This is a genomic window from Flavobacterium sp., from assembly GCF_031411595.1.
Taxonomy (GTDB): domain Bacteria; phylum Bacteroidota; class Bacteroidia; order Flavobacteriales; family Flavobacteriaceae; genus Flavobacterium.
In genome coordinates this window covers 83,271-102,552 of the sequence record NZ_JANOBI010000011.1, presented here as the reverse complement: position 1 = coordinate 102,552, position 19,282 = coordinate 83,271, and the positions used below count along the sequence as shown (strand labels likewise).

General features: G+C 37.7%; 19 protein-coding genes. All 19 read left to right on the top strand.

Features of this window, described 5'->3' with window-relative positions:
• The first annotated feature begins 6 nt into the window (after positions 1-6).
• Positions 7-1,326: an ABC transporter ATP-binding protein gene (locus tag RMO03_RS02100; RefSeq protein WP_309640426.1), complete on the top strand. Its 1,320-nt coding sequence runs from the start codon at positions 7-9 to the stop codon at positions 1,324-1,326.
• On the top strand, positions 1,327-2,337 hold the full coding sequence (pseB, locus tag RMO03_RS02095) for a UDP-N-acetylglucosamine 4,6-dehydratase (inverting) (RefSeq protein ID WP_309640425.1): 1,011 nt from the start codon (positions 1,327-1,329) through the stop codon (positions 2,335-2,337).
• A gap of 5 nt (positions 2,338-2,342) precedes the next feature.
• Positions 2,343-3,533: a UDP-4-amino-4,6-dideoxy-N-acetyl-beta-L-altrosamine transaminase gene (pseC, locus tag RMO03_RS02090; protein ID WP_309640424.1), complete on the top strand. Its 1,191-nt coding sequence runs from the start codon at positions 2,343-2,345 to the stop codon at positions 3,531-3,533.
• A gap of 3 nt (positions 3,534-3,536) precedes the next feature.
• Positions 3,537-4,688, top strand: a complete 1,152-nt coding sequence (locus RMO03_RS02085) for an N-acetyl sugar amidotransferase (protein WP_309640423.1) — start codon at positions 3,537-3,539, stop codon at positions 4,686-4,688.
• Positions 4,689-4,691: 3 nt separating this feature from the next.
• Positions 4,692-5,297, top strand: a complete 606-nt coding sequence (hisH, locus tag RMO03_RS02080) for an imidazole glycerol phosphate synthase subunit HisH (RefSeq protein ID WP_309640422.1) — start codon at positions 4,692-4,694, stop codon at positions 5,295-5,297.
• On the top strand, positions 5,290-6,036 hold the full coding sequence (locus tag RMO03_RS02075) for an imidazole glycerol phosphate synthase cyclase subunit (RefSeq protein WP_309640421.1): 747 nt from the start codon (positions 5,290-5,292) through the stop codon (positions 6,034-6,036). Before hisH ends, RMO03_RS02075 begins: the two co-directional genes overlap by 8 nt.
• A gap of 11 nt (positions 6,037-6,047) precedes the next feature.
• Positions 6,048-6,737: a pseudaminic acid cytidylyltransferase gene (pseF, locus tag RMO03_RS02070; RefSeq protein WP_309640420.1), complete on the top strand. Its 690-nt coding sequence runs from the start codon at positions 6,048-6,050 to the stop codon at positions 6,735-6,737.
• Positions 6,734-7,750 carry a GNAT family N-acetyltransferase gene (locus tag RMO03_RS02065; RefSeq protein WP_309640419.1) on the top strand — a complete coding sequence of 339 codons (1,017 nt, stop codon included), beginning with the start codon at positions 6,734-6,736 and terminating at the stop codon, positions 7,748-7,750. The genes pseF and RMO03_RS02065 overlap by 4 nt, the downstream gene beginning before the upstream one ends.
• Complete coding sequence (gene pseI, locus RMO03_RS02060; protein ID WP_309640418.1) at positions 7,747-8,781, top strand: pseudaminic acid synthase; 1,035 nt, start codon at positions 7,747-7,749, stop codon at positions 8,779-8,781. Before RMO03_RS02065 ends, pseI begins: the two co-directional genes overlap by 4 nt.
• Before the next feature lie 129 nt (positions 8,782-8,910).
• Positions 8,911-9,864 (top strand): acyltransferase, encoded by a 954-nt coding sequence (locus tag RMO03_RS02055; protein ID WP_309640417.1) that lies wholly within the window; start codon positions 8,911-8,913, stop codon positions 9,862-9,864.
• Positions 9,861-10,886, top strand: a complete 1,026-nt coding sequence (locus RMO03_RS02050; RefSeq protein WP_309640416.1) for a phytanoyl-CoA dioxygenase family protein — start codon at positions 9,861-9,863, stop codon at positions 10,884-10,886. The genes RMO03_RS02055 and RMO03_RS02050 overlap by 4 nt, the downstream gene beginning before the upstream one ends.
• A 22-nt stretch (positions 10,887-10,908) precedes the next feature.
• Complete coding sequence (locus tag RMO03_RS02045; RefSeq protein ID WP_309640415.1) at positions 10,909-12,384, top strand: hypothetical protein; 1,476 nt, start codon at positions 10,909-10,911, stop codon at positions 12,382-12,384.
• Complete coding sequence (locus RMO03_RS02040) at positions 12,377-13,342, top strand: nucleotide-diphospho-sugar transferase (protein ID WP_309640414.1); 966 nt, start codon at positions 12,377-12,379, stop codon at positions 13,340-13,342. The genes RMO03_RS02045 and RMO03_RS02040 overlap by 8 nt, the downstream gene beginning before the upstream one ends.
• A gap of 9 nt (positions 13,343-13,351) precedes the next feature.
• Positions 13,352-14,314: a glycosyltransferase gene (locus tag RMO03_RS02035; protein WP_309640413.1), complete on the top strand. Its 963-nt coding sequence runs from the start codon at positions 13,352-13,354 to the stop codon at positions 14,312-14,314.
• 2 nt (positions 14,315-14,316) lie between these two features.
• On the top strand, positions 14,317-15,306 hold the full coding sequence (locus tag RMO03_RS02030; RefSeq protein WP_309640412.1) for a glycosyltransferase: 990 nt from the start codon (positions 14,317-14,319) through the stop codon (positions 15,304-15,306).
• 2 nt (positions 15,307-15,308) lie between these two features.
• A complete protein-coding gene (locus RMO03_RS02025; protein WP_309640411.1) occupies positions 15,309-15,830 on the top strand; it encodes a DapH/DapD/GlmU-related protein in 522 nt (173 codons plus the stop codon).
• On the top strand, positions 15,823-16,899 hold the full coding sequence (wecB, locus tag RMO03_RS02020) for a non-hydrolyzing UDP-N-acetylglucosamine 2-epimerase (RefSeq protein ID WP_309640410.1): 1,077 nt from the start codon (positions 15,823-15,825) through the stop codon (positions 16,897-16,899). Before RMO03_RS02025 ends, wecB begins: the two co-directional genes overlap by 8 nt.
• 2 nt (positions 16,900-16,901) lie before the next feature.
• Positions 16,902-18,005, top strand: a complete 1,104-nt coding sequence (locus tag RMO03_RS02015) for a hypothetical protein (protein ID WP_309640409.1) — start codon at positions 16,902-16,904, stop codon at positions 18,003-18,005.
• 30 nt (positions 18,006-18,035) lie between these two features.
• Positions 18,036-19,250 (top strand): EpsG family protein, encoded by a 1,215-nt coding sequence (locus tag RMO03_RS02010; RefSeq protein ID WP_309640408.1) that lies wholly within the window; start codon positions 18,036-18,038, stop codon positions 19,248-19,250.
• Positions 19,251-19,282 lie beyond the last annotated feature (32 nt).

The window sequence follows — 19,282 nt, the reverse complement described above, 5'->3', positions numbered from 1 at the left end:
ATTCGAATGAAAAAATTAGCGATAAAAGCTGAAAATATTTCCAAGCAATACCGTTTGGGCGAAGTTGGAACCGGAACATTGAGCCACGATTTAAATCGTTTTTGGCATAAACTTCGGAATCATGAAGATCCGTATTTAAAAATCGGAGACGCAAATGACCGCAGCAACAAAGGCGATAGTGATTACGTTTGGTCTTTGCAAGACATCAATTTTGAAGTCGAACAAGGTGACGCTTTAGGGATTATCGGAAGAAACGGAGCTGGGAAAAGTACTTTGCTGAAATTGTTGAGTAAAGTGACCAAACCAACGACCGGTAATTTTAAAATCAATGGTAGGATTGCTTCTTTACTCGAAGTCGGTACCGGATTTAATCCAGAAATGACTGGTCGTGAAAACATCTATCTCAACGGAGCCATATTGGGAATGCGCCGTCAAGAAATTACTCGCAAACTTGATGAGATTATTAGTTTCTCTGGAGTGGAACGTTACATCGATACACCGGTAAAAAGATATTCTTCAGGAATGTATGTGCGTTTGGCTTTTGCCGTCGCTGCACATTTAGAAAGTGAAATTTTAATTGTTGATGAAGTGCTTGCTGTTGGTGATGCGGAATTCCAAAAGAAATGTCTCGGAAAAATGGGCGACGTTTCCAAAGGAGAAGGAAGAACCGTATTGTTCGTAAGCCACAATATGAGTGCGATTGATGCACTTTGTAATAAGGCTTTAATGCTTGAAAACGGAAAAGTGTTGGCACAAGGCAGAACAAAAGATATTATTGCGATGTATTTCAAAAGCAACAGCCTAGAAGAAGGATTGTTTGATATCGGAAGAACCGATGCCAGCGAAATCGTAGTCATCAATAAATCCAAACTACTCAACGAAGCAGGAAAAGTGACCAAAGATTTTGAATTTGGCGATTCCATAACAATTGAAGTCGAATTGGAATGTACTGACATCGTCAAATCGCCTTATTTTATTGTACTCGTAAGAACTATCAACGGGACTTTATTCGGAGCCACAGGCATGCTCGACGGCTTTAGACCGGAATCTTTAAAACCGGGTCTCAACAAAATAAAATGCACTTTTTTCAATCCGCAATTGCTACCGGGAACCTATTACATCCACATGGGAATCAGAGCTGCTGACGGATTGACTTTATTAACCAACTCGAAAGACGTTGCTTCATTCAATATTATGGGTAGCTTAGCAGAAAGAGGTTTAAACGGCACTTTGGCAGATTCGCTAGCCAATGATGCAACATCGCCTTTGGTGCCTTACCAATGGGAATTTGAAAACGGACAGATATATAATTTTAATTCAAAATAAATGTTAGATAACAAATCAATATTAATTACGGGTGGTACAGGTTCTTTGGGTAAAGAGCTCACAAAAACCATCTTAAAGAAATGGCCGAACATTAAAAAACTGGTCATTTATTCAAGAGATGAGCAAAAGCAATTTCAGATGGCTCAGGAATTTCCGGAATCCAAGTATCCTGCGATTCGTTATTTTATAGGAGATGTAAGAGATTTAGAAAGATTAAAGCGGGCTTTCAACGGCATTGATTATGTCATTCATGCCGCAGCGATGAAGCACGTTCATATTGCAGAATACAATCCTGATGAATGTGTAAAAACCAATATTGGTGGTGCCGATAATGTTATTAAAGCGTGTTTGTCATCAAATGTGTCAAAAGTAGTGGCGCTTTCAACAGACAAAGCTTGTGCGCCCATCAATTTATACGGCGCGACAAAACTGACTTCGGATAAACTATTCATAGCCGCCAATAACATCAAAGGGAATCAAGACATTAAATTTTCGGTAGTACGCTACGGGAATGTGATGGGTTCTAACGGTTCTGTGATTCCTTTTTTTATGGAGAAAAGAAAAGAAGGCGTTTTACCCATTACCGATCCGACGATGACACGTTTCAATATTTCACTCGAAGGTGGTGTTGATATGGTGTTACATGCTTTAGAAACGGCATGGGGCGGCGAGTTGTATGTTCCTAAAATTCCATCATACAAAATACTCGATGTAGCGCAAGCTATTGGGCCGGAATGTGAACATAGAATTTGTGGTATTCGTCCCGGAGAAAAAATTCATGAAGAAATGATTACCTCTTCAGATTCGTTTTCGACTTATGACTTGGGTAAATATTATGTAATTCTACCACAGGTTACGACTTGGAATTTAGCTGCCTATATCGAAAAATTCAATGCGAAATTAGTACCTCAAGGTTTTAATTATACTTCAGGCGACAACACCGAATGGGAAACAGTCGACTCTTTACGTGCTTTAATAAAAGAACATTTATACCCTGATTTTTCAGCTTAATCGATATGATACCTTACGGAAAACAAAATATTACAGAACAAGATATACTCGCAGTAACCGAAGCGCTCAAAGGCGATTTCCTCACGCAAGGCCCGACGATTCTGAAGTTTGAAAAGCTATTTGCCGAGTACATCGGTTGTAAATATGCAGTGGCGGTGGCCAATGGAACCGCGGCTTTGCATTTGAATGCTTTGGCTTTGAATGTAAAACCTGGCGATAAAGTCATCACGACGCCGATTACGTTTGCAGCTTCTGCAAATTGCATCCGTTATTGCGGTGGTGAAGTTGTTTTTGCTGACATAGATAATGATACTTATTTACTCGATATCGAGAAAGTGGAAGCGTTGTTGAAAGCTGCTCCAAAAGGAACTTACCAAGGCATTGTTCCAGTTGATTTCGCAGGTCGAGCCATCGATTTGGAAGCGTTTAGAAAACTTGCAGATGAATATGGTTTGTGGATCATTCAGGATTCTTGCCATTCCCCCGGCGGTTATTTTATCGACAGCAAAGGGCAAAAACAAAATTGTGGCAACGGAAATTTTGCCGATTTGGCGATTTTCTCTTTTCATCCTGTGAAGCACATCGCAACAGGCGAAGGCGGGATGATTACAACCAACGACGAAAAACTTTATAAAAAACTATTAGAACTGAGAACGCACGGCATTACGAGAGACGCGAGCATTTTTCAAAATTCGGTTTCTTTTGCTGCAGGTCAGGAAGTTCCAGAAAATTCGGCTTACCCAGGTTGGTATATGGAAATGCAGACTTTAGGATACAACTATCGTTTTACCGATTTTCAGGCGGCTTTAGGCATCAGCCAATTGTCGCGCGCCCATCAAGGACTCGAGAGAAGAAAAGAAATTGCTAAAAAATACAACGAGCATTTTTCAAACCATAACAAGATCAAAGGGCATTCAGGCTTTGTTGAAGGCCACGCTTACCATTTGTACGTGATTGAAGTCGAAGACCGTTTAGGCTTGTACAACTTTTTGCGCGAACACAAAATCTTCGCCCAAATCCATTACATTCCTTGCCATTTGATGCCTTATTATCAACAATTTGGATGGAAAAAAAATGACATGCCAAAAGCAGAGGAATATTATAAAAATTGCCTAAGTTTGCCGCTCTATCCCACACTTACCAATCAAGAACAAGACTTTGTCCTAGAATGTATCGAACGTTTTTTTAAATTATAAAAAATGAAAATCAATTATTGTAGTAAGTGTTTATACCCCGAAACCAAACCTGACCTATATTTTAATGACCAAGGCGTTTGTTCTGCCTGTGTGGCTGCGGAATCAAAAAATTTTAGTATCGATTGGAAACAGAGGGAAGCAGATTTTCACTCGATTGTCGAAACATACAGAAAAAGTCCAAACGAAACAGGTTATGATTGTTTGATTCCTGTAAGTGGAGGAAAAGACAGTACCTATCAAGCTTACTTTATGAAAGAAGTTTGCGGATTAAATCCGTTGTGCGTATGTTTTGAAACCACTTATATTACAGAGCTCGGGCAAAGAAATATAGACAACATTTCTAAAATGGGAATAGATTTAATCTATTTCAAGAAGAATTACAAAGCATACAGAAGTATGGTCATTGAAGGCTTTAAGCGGGTTGGAGATGAAATGTGGCCCAACCATTTGGGTATTTTTACTATTCCAATCAATATAGCAGTCAAATTTAATATACCGCTGATAATCTGGGGTGAAAATCCGCAAAAGGAATACGGAGGTCCGATAGAATCGATTAAAAACAAACATCTCGACAGGAGCTGGTTAGAGGAATTCGGAGGCTTATTAGGCAATAGGATTCAAGATATGGTAGGAGTTGACGGGCTCACGGAAAAAGATTTGACGCCTTATTTTTATCCATCCGACGAAGAAATGGATAAAGTAGGTATTACGCCAATATTTTTGGGGCATTATTTCTTTTGGGATGCCAGAAAGCAACTTGAAATCGTTAAAAAGTTAGGTTTTTCTGTAAAAACTGATGGTCCAGTAGAGGGAACTTATACGAATTACGAAAACCTCGACGAGAAAATGCATGGTTTGCATGATTATCTAAAATTTGTAAAATATGGTTTTGGCAGGGCAACCGACCACGCCTGCATCGACATAAGAAACAATAGATTGAGCCGGGAAGCCGCTTTGAAAAAGGTCCAGGATTATGACGGGAAATACCCGCATGAATCAATTAAAGCATTTATTGAATATTCAGGAATGACCAAAGAAGAAATTGATGCAATCATAGATTCGTTCACCAATTCGATATTATTCGAACAAGATGAAAACGGTAAATTTAAAAGAGACGGCGACGGAAACCTCGTGCTAAACTTTGAAATTGAATAACAAATGGTAGTAATCATAGATTACGGAATGGGCAACGTCGCTTCGGTCCAGAAAGCCTTAAATTTTTTGAACATCGAAAGTGTTATTTCAGACGACCATGAAACAATCCAAAACGCAGATGTTATTTTGCTACCCGGAGTAGGCTCTTTTTCCCAGGGCATGAAAAACCTTGAAGAAAGAGGTTTGGTAGCAGTATTGACTGAAGAAGTAATGATCAAAAAAAAGAAATTTTTAGGCATTTGTCTGGGTATGCAACTCATCATGGAAAAAGGAATGGAACCTACCGAATGCAAAGGTTTAGGTTGGGTGCAGGGTGAAGTTCTAAAATTTGATCTCGAAGATTTAAGTGTTCCGCATATGGGCTGGAACAATATTAGCGTACTGAATCCTACCTATTATGGTGCCGAAAATACCAGTGATTTTTATTTCATTCATAGTTTTCATGTCGTTCCAAAATATCAACAAGACATCGCAGCTACAGTAAATTACGGATTTGATGTCGTGGCAAGCATCCAAAAAAACAATATTTTCGCGACGCAATTTCACCCTGAGAAAAGCCAGACTTCCGGTTTAGCGCTCTTAAAAACTTTTTTTAATACCCATGCTTAAAGTCCGTATTATTCCTATACTTACATTTAATGGGTTCGGATTGGTAAAAACCAAAAATTTCAGTAATCCCAGGATGGTTGGAAATCCTGTGCAATCGGCAAGGGTTTACAATAGCAGAGGGGTTGATGAATTGGTGTTTCTGGATATTTTTGCGAGCCATCAAAAAAGAAAAATCAACTTAAAACTGGTCGCCGAGGTCATCAAAGAATGCTATATGCCGGTTGCCATTGGCGGCGGTATAGAATCTATTGACGACATCAACAACCTTTTGAAAATTGGTGCGGATAAAGTCATTATTAAGACCAAAGCATTAGAAGATAAAAATTTTATAAAAGAAGCTGTTTCATTTTTTGGCAGCCAATGCATTAGTATTGCAGTCGATGCTACACTAACGCCCAACGGATACATGATTCACAACAAATTAAATTTAGAGATTACACTTGGTCAATTCATATCTGATATGATCGCTTGTAATGTAGGTGAATTGGTGGTCAACAGCGTCGATAAAGATGGTTTGATGAACGGATTCGATATCGAATTGATGCATCAAGTGGAAAGCTTGACCAAAATTCCTATCATAGCGGTGGGCGGCGGCGGAAAAATGGAACATTATGTAAATTTATTTACCAATACCAAAGTCAAAGCGGTAGGCTCGGCGAGTATTTTCCACTTCACACAATTTACGCCATTGGATATCAAGAACGAACTACTTAAAATTAATATTCCTGTCAGGATTTAAATCCGTATAAGTTGAAACGAATAGCCATAATTCCAGCACGCGGCGGAAGCAAAAGAATTCCCAGAAAAAACACCAAACTTTTCTACGGAAAACCTATTCTTGTTTATTCGATTGAAGCTGCGCTAAACAGCGGTTTATACGATGAGGTTATGGTTTCGACAGACGATCTTGAAATCGCAGAAATCGCCAAACAATATGGGGCTCAAGTACCCTTTATGCGCAGCGAAAAGAACAGCAATGATTTCGCTACGACCGTCGATGTTTTGAGCGAAGTCTTCGATTGGTATCAGAAAAGCGGTGTAGAATTTAAGCAAGGAACCTGCATTTATGCGTGTGCACCTTTCATCAATTCGAAACTGCTCGCAGCGTCATTAGCAATGCTGGAAAATCTAAACTGCGATTGTGTATTTCCAAGTTTAGCGTATTCACATCCGATCCAGCGTGCTTTAAAAGTCGACAAGAATGGCAAAATCCAACTATTCAATGCAGCGAATCCTGACGCCAGAACACAAGATTTAGAGGAAGCTTATTATGATGCAGGCATGTTTTATACTTTTGACGTCGCAAAATTACTCAAAACGAAAAGCTTGCGGACAGATAACACTTTCACGATTAAAGTCGATGATTTGCACGCTCAGGATATTGATAATGAAAACGATTGGATTTTGGCGGAAATGAAATACAAATTATTTTGTTTATGAGACAATACCAATGTCTTAAAAATCAAATTTTTTCAATCGGAGGATTCAGAATAGAACCTATTCGTGATGAAGACAAGTACGAAATTCTGACGATTAGAAACGAACAGCTTTATCATTTGCGACAGCTAAAACCATTGACTGCTGCAGCACAGGAAAATTATTTTGCTACTGTAGTTTCCGGTTTGTTCGAACAAGAATTTCCCAACCAATTGTTGTTTTCTTTTTTTGAAAACGAAACTTTTCTCGGATATGGTGGTTTGGTTCGCATCAATTGGGTCGATAAAAATGCAGAGATTTCTTTTGTAATGAAAACCGCTTTTGAAAAAGATAACTTTGCAAAATATTGGTCGAATTATCTCAAACTAATAGAAACGGTAGCTTTTGAAGCCTTGAATTTTCATAAGATTTTTACCTATGCTTTTGATTTAAGACCGCATTTGTATCCGGTTTTAAACGCATGCGGATTTATAGAAGAAGCCCGTTTGAAGGAGCATTGTTTTTTTGAAGGAAAGTTTTTGGATGTTGTATACCACGCAAAATTCAACAGAAAAATAACCTTAAGAAAAGCCGATGAAAAGGATATGATGCTTTATTTTGAATGGGCGAATGATGCGGCGGTAAGAGAAAACTCGTACCAATCAGAACCCATAACTTTAGAAAATCATCAAGAATGGTTCTTCAATAAAATAGAGCAGGAAGATTGTTTTATGCTGGTCTTTGAAAATCATATCGGATCGCCAATCGGACAAGTAAGAATTCAGCAAAAAGAAGAAAACACTGCGCTTATCGGAATTTCGAATGATGCAAATCACAGGGGAAAAGGCTATGCAAGCCAGATGATCCAAATGGCGTCGAACGCATTTTTAATCGAAAATCCTCAGGTTTGTATCAGCGCTTTCATTAAAATCGACAATAAAGCTTCCGCCAAAGCCTTTGAAAAATCGGGATATATATTGGATGCCGTTGTTGATTATGAATCGATTCAAAGTTATCACTATACCAAAAAGTTATGAATATAGGAGATTTTACAATAAACCAAACCAGCCCGGTTTTTATCATTGCAGAACTTTCAGCGAATCACAATGGAAGTCTCGACAATGCTTTGGCAACGATAAAAGCCGCAAAAAGGGCAGGAGCCGATTGCATCAAATTACAAACCTATACCGCAGACACGATTACATTAGATTCCGACAAAGAAGATTTTGTAATCAAAGGCACCATTTGGGATGGAAGAAAATTACATTCCTTATATCAGGAAGCCTATACGCCATGGGAATGGCATGAAGAAATATACCGCGCTGCAAAAGTAGAAGGACTGATTTGTTTTTCATCGCCTTTCGACCGAACCGCAGTTGATTTGCTCGAAGGTTTGGATTCGCCCGCATACAAAATTGCTTCGTTTGAAATTACCGATATTCCTTTGATTGAATACGTTGCATCCAAAGGAAAACCAGTGATTATTTCTACGGGAATCGCAGAGCAAGAAGATATCGAATTGGCACTCGATGCTTGCCACAGAATGGGGAATTATGATATTGCTTTATTAAAATGCACCTCGAGTTATCCGGCGCCGATTGAAGAAGCGAACATGTGCATGGTCAAAGATTTGGCTGAAAGATACCAAGTGATTTCTGGGCTTTCGGATCATACTTTAGGAAGTACTGTGCCAATAGTCGCTACCGTATTCGGTGCTAAAATTATTGAAAAACATTTCATTATCGACCGTTCCATTGGTGGTCCTGATGCTACTTTTTCGATGAACGAAGAAGAATTCACCGCGATGGTCAAAGCTGTGCGTGAAGCAGAAAAAGCCATTGGTGTCGTCGATTATCATTTGACTGAGAAGCAGGCTAAAGGAAAAGATTTCAGCCGTTCGCTGTATATCGCTGAAGATGTAAAAGCAGGTGAAGTGCTCACCGAAAAAAACCTACGTTCGGTAAGACCTGGATTTGGTTTGCATCCTAAATTTTACAAGGAACTTTTAGGAAAAAAAGTCAATGTGGATATAGAAAAAGGAACCAGAATGCGTTTGGATTTCATTTAAAAACAATCAATGTTATCATTCTTTTTAAATCTTTTTAAATTCCGAAGTGTTTTCATTAACGCCTTCTATAGTTCATTATATGGAACCCGATTGTTTTTTGGTGTGCATATCAGAAGCGCCAAAAACATTATGATAGCTCCACAAGCTGATATTGAAAAAGGAAGCCGCATTTTTGCTAGTTTCCCGAGCGATCCGAATGAAAAAAACATCATCATTGAAGAGCATTGCTGGATTGGTCATGATGCAGAAATACAATCGTTGTATGACAGTAAAATCGAGATTAAGGAATATGCATCAATTCAGGATCGATGCAAAATTCTTGGATCGGTAACTATTGGAAAGTATTCGATTCTCGCACCAGATATTTTTATTTCTTCGGGAGATCACAATTATAAAAGTGCGCCGCATCTTACGATTCGTGAACAAGATAAAATGTATGCAGGTTCAGGTGTTGCGTTTCATTCGATTAATAAACCAGTCGTCATAGAAGAAGATTGTTGGATTGGTAAAAACGTTTTTATCAAGCAAGGTATTTATGTTGGAAGAGGCGCTGTTATAGGAACCAATGCGATTGTTCGGAACGACATCGAGCCTTATACGATTCATGCCGGAACGCCAACAGTAAAAATCAAAGATCGATTTTCTTTTGAACCACCTATCGAAATTTCGGCTTTTGTTGAAGAACAATTGCCTTATTTTTATAGAGGTTTCGAACATTACAGCCGTCAAAAAAGCACAGTAGAATTAATCAAAGAAAATCAAGGTATAGCCAGTGAAAACACTTCACTAGCAATTTTAAAAAGTACGGATTGGAAGCAAATAGATATTGATGGTTTTTCAAGAATCAACGGTGAATTGAAAATGTATGTCAATGGAATACTGCATCAGACCTTCTCAATGGTGGATTCTGAATCCTTTCAAATTCAATTGAATTCCGATTCGAAAGAAAATAATGTGCAACTTGCTTCATACACTTCATTGCCACAATTATTGAAGCAATACCTTTGTATCCAATTTGAACTAACTACTACAACCGACAACAAAAAATATAGTTTCACCATTTCTAAAATTAAAATATCATGAAAAGAGCAGTTTCAGATTTTCTGAGAAAAGTTAAGAGAACCGTGAATTCAAAACGAACTTTTTCTGAAGAATACAACCAGTATTTAAAAACTAAAGTCTCGTCTGAAAAGGGATACATGGCTTTTCGAGACCTTTTTGTGCTGACCAAAGGCAAGTCGAATGACACTATATCTTCTAAAATAAATGAAGCGCTTGGAAAGTACGATAACCTAGATTCCAAAGGGATTTTAAATCTGAGTAAAGCAGCAATTTCAAAAACAGTGGCAACAATGAAGCAAAATGGTTTTGTTGAATTCGATGCGGTTTTGCCCGATGCTATGATCGATGCGATATACGACTATGCTTCTAAAACGCCGGTTTCTTATCTCGAAACAGCAACCGATGACCAGAAATATTCTGCTGAGCAAGTGATTTTTGATGAAAACAAACCTATATCGCCAAGATATAACTTTACAGGTAACGAAATCGTGCAATGCGAGGCTTTACAAGAATTGATTTTTGACCAATCATTACTTGCCTTTGCTCAAGAATACCTTGGTTGCAAACCCATTTTAGATTTGGTAGCATTTTGGTGGAGCGCACCATTTGATGGCGTTGGAAAAAACGCTGCCGCACAGATGTATCACTTCGATTTGGACAGGATAAAATTCATGAAATTCTTTTTCTACATCACCGATGTAACTCCCGAAACGGGCCCACATTGCTTTGTAAAAGGCTCGCATGGAAAACTTCCTAAAGCCATCAATCGCGACGGACGTTTTGAAGACAGCACCATTGAAAACATTTATGGCAAAGAAAATATGATGGAAATCTGTGGTAAAAGAGGCAGCATTCTAGCAGTCGATACCAGAGGTTTTCATAAAGGAAAAGATTTGTCGGAAGGGAAACGTTTGTTGTTTCAAATTCAATTTACCAATAGTTTGTTCGGACAAACTTATCAGCCTGTTGATCAATCCTTGATTCTCCCTAAGTATAAAGGGTTGGTTGATCAATACAACCATACTTATAGCAATATCTGTTAATTTTGATATTTCATATCCAACAATGAACATAGCGTTATTTTCAAACTACACCTACACACCGCATTTTGAAACGGAATTAGAATTAATTCAAATGCATCTTGACCAAGGTGACACTGTTTATCATTTTGTATGTGATATGCATTTATTGAGCTGCGATTTCAATCCGAATGGCGATTTGCTCAAATGCATTTCCTGTATATCGAAAAGGACTAAAGGGCAAAAATTGTTGATCAATACTAAAAAGTATCATGAAATTAAGATTTCAAAACCTAAAAATAAAATCCTCAGCAGTTTGCCAGAATTGGATTTCAATTCGATTGCAGAGCTCAGACAGTATAAGATAGAAAATTTTGAAATAGGCGATGCCGCGCTTTCGTCTTTGGTTTCGATTGTCCGAGATCCGGAGCCTGATTTGAAAGTTTTCCAAGACATGCTTTCGAGAATCATTCTTTCGGCGCATTATTGTTATCATTTTTTTCAAAGCGAATTGCAGGCTTATTCTATTGATACGTTTTACAATTTCAACGGCAGATTTGCTACCAATCGCGCGGCTTTGCGTGCCGCACAAAAGACTGATGTTTCGACTTTCATTCATGAAAGAGGCCACAATTTCAATTACTATGAATTGTTCGATAATGTGTTGCCTCACGAGATTACATCGTTTATAGAACGCGTTACGCAATCATGGGAAAACCATCCAGATGATTCATACAAAAACAAAGTGGCGCACGATTTTTATAAAAACAGGGCCATTGGAAAAGATCAAGGTTGGGTTTCATTCACCAAAGATCAAAAGAAAGGTTTGCCTGATCATTGGGATGACAGCATCGATAATATCGTGATATTTAATTCTTCGGAAGACGAATATGTTTCTATAGGTAAAGATTGGGATTTAGGTGGTTTTGAATCACAGAATAAATTGATTCTCAAATTGATTCATGATTCAAGCCTTTCTGAAAAAAAAATCTGGGTTCGATTGCATCCGAATATGCAAACAATGGCCAAAAAATATTTGGAGAAAACCTACGCCACACTGCAAGGAAATATCGAAGTCATCTTGCCCGAATCGCCAATCAACAGCTATGATTTGATGAATGCTGCTGACAAAATTGTAACTTTTGGTTCCACGACTGGCATCGAAGCAACTTATTGGGGCAAGCCGTCAATATTACTTGGACCAAGTTTTTACAAGGCTTTTGAAGCAACGTACAATCCTGAAACTTATGAAGAGCTCATCTGGCTTTTACTCGATCAAGATTTAAAACCTAAAAAGCAAGAAAATACTTTGCCTTTTGGATTTCACACGAATAATTTTGGCATTCCTTTTAAAATTTACAAGCCTAAAAACCTTTTCGAAGGCGAATTCAAAGGTGTCGATTTAAAAAAGCATTTTGATTATGCTAAGTGGGAAAAGTTTTCTCATAAAAGAGGAATCCATTGGTTTTATCATAAATTGAACATGCTAAACCATAAGTTACGTTTGAAAAAATATGTATAGTACACCTATTTTATATATCGTTTTTAACAGGCCCGAAGAAACCGCAAAATCTTTCGAAGTTTTCAGAAAACTCAAACCTTCAAAACTTTATATTGCGGCTGATGGCGCCAGAAATGGCAGACAAGATGATGTTGAAAATACGCAAAAAGTAAAACAAATCGTAAGTCAAGTTGATTGGGATTGTGAAGTTAAAACCTTGTACCATCCTGAAAATAAAGGTTGCAAAGTGGCGGTTCAGTCGGCAATCGATTGGTTTTTTGACAATGAAATTGAAGGCATTATCATCGAAGACGATATCATTCCCAACAAAGGTTTCTTCGAATATTGTCAAACCATGCTCGAAAGATACCGCGATGACGACAGTATTCTGACCATCAATGGCTGCAGTTTGGGCTACCAAAACAACAAACAACCGTATGGCAAAACCCGATATTTCAATATGTGGGGTTGGGCTACTTGGAGCAGTAGCGTTAAAAAAGTAAGAGAAACTTGGGCGAATTACAACCCCGAAATCCCGATGCTCGAAGATCGAATGATGAAGAAAAACTTGCGACTTCCCGTGTTGTTTGACGGCAATGCTCAGTGGGCGAAGTATTGGGAAGGATTGTTCCTAAAAGTCTATGAAAATCGAATCAACACTTGGGATTATCAATGGTGCTACTCGGTTTTGAAAACCGATACGTTTTGCATCAGGCCTTCACAAAATTATGTGGTGAATATTGGAAGCGGAGAACTCGCCACACACCACAATTTCGATGATGCGCCGATTTTTCATTTTGAATATACCGCACCACATTTCACAGATAAAAAAAGCATCAACCCAAAAATCGATTACAGGTACGAGATATTTCATGTTGGCGCTATTGTCAACTCGCATTATTTCAGAACTTTCACGAGAAGTTATATCAAATTATACCTCAAAAATTTAGTCGGAAAATTGAAATCTAAAATTTCTTAATTCATTCCAATGACCGTAACCGTTGCTGTTGCCACTTATTTTTCTGCGCCGTACATTATAGAAACGCTTGAAAGTATCTACAATCAAACATATCAAGATATTGCCGTTGTGATTTCGGATGACTGTTCTACTGATGAAACCATCAATCTGATTACTGATTGGGCGGCACAAGAAAAAAACCAACAGCGATTTGTACGTATTGAAGTCATTACAGTTCCAAAAAATACCGGTGTTTCTGCCAATTGCAACCGTTGCGTGGCTGCGGCGCCATCGGATTGGATGAAGTTTATTGCTGGCGATGATATTCTGCTTTCGAATTGCATTGAAGACAATGTGAATTTTATAAAGCAAAACCCGCAAGCCAAAGTGATTTTCAGTCAAGTGCGACTTTATCAAGATTATTTTGTGGAAAGCAATTATATCAAAACCATACCGCAACATTTTCCAGATAACTTAATGCATGCTTCTTTGACTGCTCATGATCAATACCAATTATTACTGGTTTCCGATAGGATTAATAATACGCCGTCTTATATTTTCAATAAGCAATCGGTGCTCAAAGTCGGTGGTTTTGACGAATCCAACCGTTTGATAGAAGATTATCCAATGTGGTTAAAACTAACGTCATCAGGCGAAAGATTGTATTATTTTCATAAAGAGACAGTTGGCTATCGCATCCATCAAAATGCAACGAATAATGTAGGTGATGCCGTTTTATTCAAACCTTCAGTATTCAATTCCTATAAGATTAGAAAGCAAGTGGCACATCCGCATCTTCCTTTTGAAATTGTAAAATCAGAACAATTTGTGTACGGTATTTCGAAAATTTTTCAAAGTTTGGGTTGGAATAAACAGCATAAAATATACACGCCATTATATAGAATCGCTTGTTTCTACTTGAATCCATTTCATTATATTTTTGCTTTCAAAAAGCGGTTGCCGAATAATAAAACCAATCTTTTTTACAGCTAAATATGCGCTTAAGTGTTATTATACCGGCTTATAAAGTGGAAGGTTATATTGAGAAATGCATCCGAAGTCTCGAAGATCAGGATATTCCAAAATCTGATTATGAAATCATCGTAACCAACGACGGTTCACCCGATAAAAGCAGTGAAATTGTTCAAAGATTACAAACTGAATTTTCAAATTTAATTTTAATCAACCAAGAAAATCAAGGTGTTTCTATGGCTAGAAATAACGCGATGGCCATGGCAAAAGGCACCTACATTTTACCAATTGATCCAGATGATTATGTGTTGCCAAATACTTTAGGAAATGCGCTCGAGCAAGCAACAAAAGATTCATTAGAGGTGTTATTTCTTGGTTTTGAAACTTTCGATGTCAATGAAATCAGCACTTGGCAAACCAATTACAGTGCTTTAGAAAATCAGATTTTCAATGGTGTTGATGCGTATTTCGCCGCACGTGGATTTGAAGTACGCGATCCGGATCGTTCGGTTGGCATGTTGTTTAAAAATTCGTTGTTGCAACAATACAAGATTGATTACCCGAAAAACGTCCCTTACTTAGAAGACGGTTTGTTTTTATCGAAAGTCTTTGCAGTGGCGGATAAAGTGGGTTTTAGCAACAGTCGATTTTATCAAAGAACCACGCGATTAGGTTCGGCTACGAATTCGAGGCTTTTCTTTTCGGAATCGGCCATTTTAGGATTCATTGCAGCCATTAAAAATCTTAAAATATTTGCGGGTCAAAGTCAATTGAGTAAAGAGCAATCGTTTTTAGTCAATCATGTTGTTGCCAAGTTTATTATCTTGTCGCTTTCGCCAAGCATGTCGAGGTTTAAGTTTAACGATTATTTCAAAGTCATCAAGATTCTGAAACAATCAGGCTTGGGAAAATTAGAAACGCAAGGTTTGCGATTTTTGTATCCAAAGCACATCAGAATGTATAATTTTTCGAAATTGTTGTTCCCGTTTTATTTTCGACTCATCAATAAATAAGTATGTTAAACGCATTCAAATATAGAAATTGGAAAAAAAATGAACCTTCAAATTTGTTGGAATATTTTTTTTCACCAACCACCATCAACATCCGATTGGTGAATTTCTTCTTCCAAAAAATCATGCGCATTAATGCCGAAGTTCCGTTTATGGTGCATTTTACTTCAACAGTAAGCAAGACGGTTTTCCTAGGGAAAGGTGTTGCACAGTATTTTGCGAATTCAGGTGGTTGTTACATTCAAGGCATTAATAAAATTTACATCGGCGACCATACGATTTTCGCACCCGGAATTAAAATCATTTCTGCGAATCACGATAAAAATGAACTCAAATCACACGATAAAACAACCAATCCTGTGGTTATCGGAAAAAATTGCTGGATTGGAGCGAATGCCGTCATTCTACCAGGCGTAGAAATAGGTGACAACGTAATTGTTGGCGCCGGTGCTGTGGTCACGAAGTCTTTTCCAAATAATGTTATTATAGGCGGTGTGCCTGCCAAAATCATTGCTACAAATGAATAAAATTACTTTAATAGCCGGAGCACGACCGAATTTTATCAAGATTGCACCGATTATTCATGCGCTTAAAAAATTAGATACTATTGCTTATCGATTGGTGCATACCGGGCAACACTTTGATGAGAAAATGAGCCATACTTTTTTCAAGCAACTCAACATACCCGAACCCGATATCAATTTGAATTGTGGTGGTGGTTCACAAGCCGAGCAAACCGCGGCGATTATGATAGCTTTCGAAAAGGAATTAATAGCAAATCCAACCGATTTGGTTTTGGTTGTCGGCGATGTTACGAGTACAATGGCATGCAGTATTGTAGCCAAAAAATTGAATATTAAAGTGGCACACGTTGAAGCAGGAATTCGTTCCTACGATATGAGTATGCCCGAAGAAATCAACCGATTGGTTACGGATGCTATTACCGATTATTTTTTTACGACTACAGTTTGGGCTTCAGAAAATTTAAAAAAATCTGGAGTTGCAGAAGATAAAATTTTCTTCGTGGGCAATGTGATGATTGATACTTTATTAAGCAATCGCCATCAATTTGTTGCGCCCCATTTTTGGAATGAATTGAATCTGTCCGCTAAAAAATATTTTGTTTTAACGTTGCACCGACCGGCGAATGTTGATCAAGTTGAAAATTTAGTGGTGTTACTCAATGAAATTACAAATAACGTCAATGGATTGCCAGTGTTATTTCCGATTCATCCGCGTACTGCAAAAGTACTTCAGGAATCAGGTTTCAGCAATGAAAACTTGCATATCATCGAACCTTTAGGTTATTTAGAATTTAATTATTTGGTTGAAAATGCACTCTGCGTCATTACAGATTCGGGCGGTATTACAGAAGAAACGACCGTGATGGGCATTCCATGCATGACGCTTCGCGACAATACCGAAAGACCCGAGACCATAGAATTGGGCACCAACGAATTGTTAGGAACCAATCCAAATGCGATTCGACCAGCGTTAGAAATCCTATTCAACAACCAATGGAAAAAAGGTTCTATTCCTGAAAAATGGGATGGAAAAGCAGCAGAACGGATTGTGAAATTGCTTGAGGAACTTTAATAATGAATAAAAAAATATTACTCGTTACCAATGCGTTTTATCCAGAAAATTCGCCACGGTCTTTTCGAGCGACAGAATTGGCGAAAGAATTAGTACGACAAGGTCACAGCGTTAAAGTGATTACGCATCCACGTGTTGGTACAGAACAATTTTGTAAAGAAAACGGAATAGAATACAAAAGTTTGGGAGCATTAACTTGGCCCGTTCCAACCGTAAAAGGGATTGGAATTGTGTTGTTGTTTTGGCGCGTTGTTGTTCGATTTAGTATGCTCTTGTTTGAATATCCGATGATTCAATTGATACCGTTGGTTAAAAAAGCTTTGAAAGATGAAAAAGGATATGATGCTCTAATATCGATTGCCGTTCCCTATCCGATTCATTGGGGCGTTGCAGCAGTTTGGTCGAACAATATTGCTAAAACTTGGATTGCAGATTGTGGTGATCCTTACATGTTGCAAGAAAATGATACGTTCAAACCACCGTTTTATTTTCAATACTTTGAAAAAAAATTCTGCACAAAAGCTACCTACATTACAGTACCAACCAAAGCTTCGATAAAAGGTTATTATCCCGAATTTCATTCTAAAATTAAAGTAATTTCTCAAGGATTCAGATTCGAAGATGTCAAGTTATACAACGGAGAAAAACAAACGAACAAAGTCATTTTTGGCTACGGCGGCATGTTCATTCCCGGTAGAAGAGATCCGTCAGAGTTTTTGAATTTTCTAAATTCATTAGACAACACTTATGATTTCGAGTTTCATATTTACACCAACACACCACAATTTGTGGAGCCATTCATAGCAGCATCAAAAAGCAGAGTGCAACTAAAAGCCGTACTCGATAGAAATTCATTAATGTTCGAAATGAGCAAAATGGATTTCCTGGTCAATTTCGAAAATGCTGGAACCGCACAAACGCCAAGCAAACTTATTGATTACGCGATTTTGAAAAAGCCGATTTTATCGGTTAAATTCGGAGATTTAAAACAAAACAATGTACTTGAATTCCTTCAAGGAAATTATCAAAACGCATTGGTAATCGATCAGCCGGATCAATACAGAATTGAGAATGTTACCAAACAGTTTATTGATCTGATCCAATAATTTAAATTGTACAAACAAAAAGTCCATCCATTGAAGAATAACTTTGTCTTCTTTATATTTTCACCATTCATTGGTCTAGTTCAAGCCATCAAACATTACAAAGAAAGTTGGGCTAAAAATAGCGTTTGGCTGTTTGTGATTTTCTATGGATATACGATGTATCGTCCGGAAATTATGGATTCAAGTCGTTACGTAACCAAACTCCAAGAATTGTATGCCGCACCAGTAAATTGGGATAATTTTGTAGCCAATTTTTATTCAGAAGATACCGGTACAGTCGATATTTATCAACCGTTAGTCACTTATTTATTGTCGCTTTTCACAGCCAACGGTAATGTTTTATTTGCTGTTTTTGGAATCCTATTCGGTTTTTTCTACTCAAGAAACATTTGGTTGTTGTTGAGCCTTTCTAAAAATCAGAAGATGACCATGACCATGACCGCCATATTAGTTTCTTTTTGTTGTGTCATCGGGTTTTGGAATTTGAATGGCGTACGAATGTGGACCGCTGCGCATATGTTTTTCTACGGCGCTTTTCTATTGCTCGTTAATGGAAATAGAAAAGGAATTATCATTGCGGCACTAACTGTTTTGGTGCATTTTTCGTTTATTCTGCCTCTCGGAATTCTGTTGTTTTTCTATTTTGTAAAAGTGCCGTGGCGCATATTGTATTTCTTCTTTATCTCGAGTTTTTTCATTTCGAGTTTAAATATAGAATCCGTTCGTTCGCGCTTAGAAAGTATCGCTCCGGACTTTTTGCTGCCAAGGGTAAAAACCTATACCAGCGATGAATACGTAGAAACCATATCTGATTTGAATGCCACTGGAAATTGGTATATCACGTATTATAGTATTAGCATCAACTGGTATATTATGATTCTTTTTACAATCATCTATTTTTCTAAGGGAAAGTTTAGCAGCTACAACAAATCATTTTCAAACCTGTTCGGATTTTCGCTTTTATTCTTGTCGATAGGAAATATTACTTCTTTGCTGCCATCAGGAAGCCGATATTTATTAGTGGCGCAGCTTTTTGCAACCGCATTATTGTATTTTTATTATGTAGTCTACGACGATAGAGAATATAAAAAATGGGTCACCCTTTTTTCGCCATTATTGTTGTTTTTCATCATCGTTTCCATACGAATGTCTTTTGATACGATTAGTTTAATGACCATATTGACCAATCCCGTATTGGCAACCATTATCGATTTACCAATACCATTAATTGACTTAATCAAATAGGTTTGAAAAATAAAAGTCAAATCATACAAAGC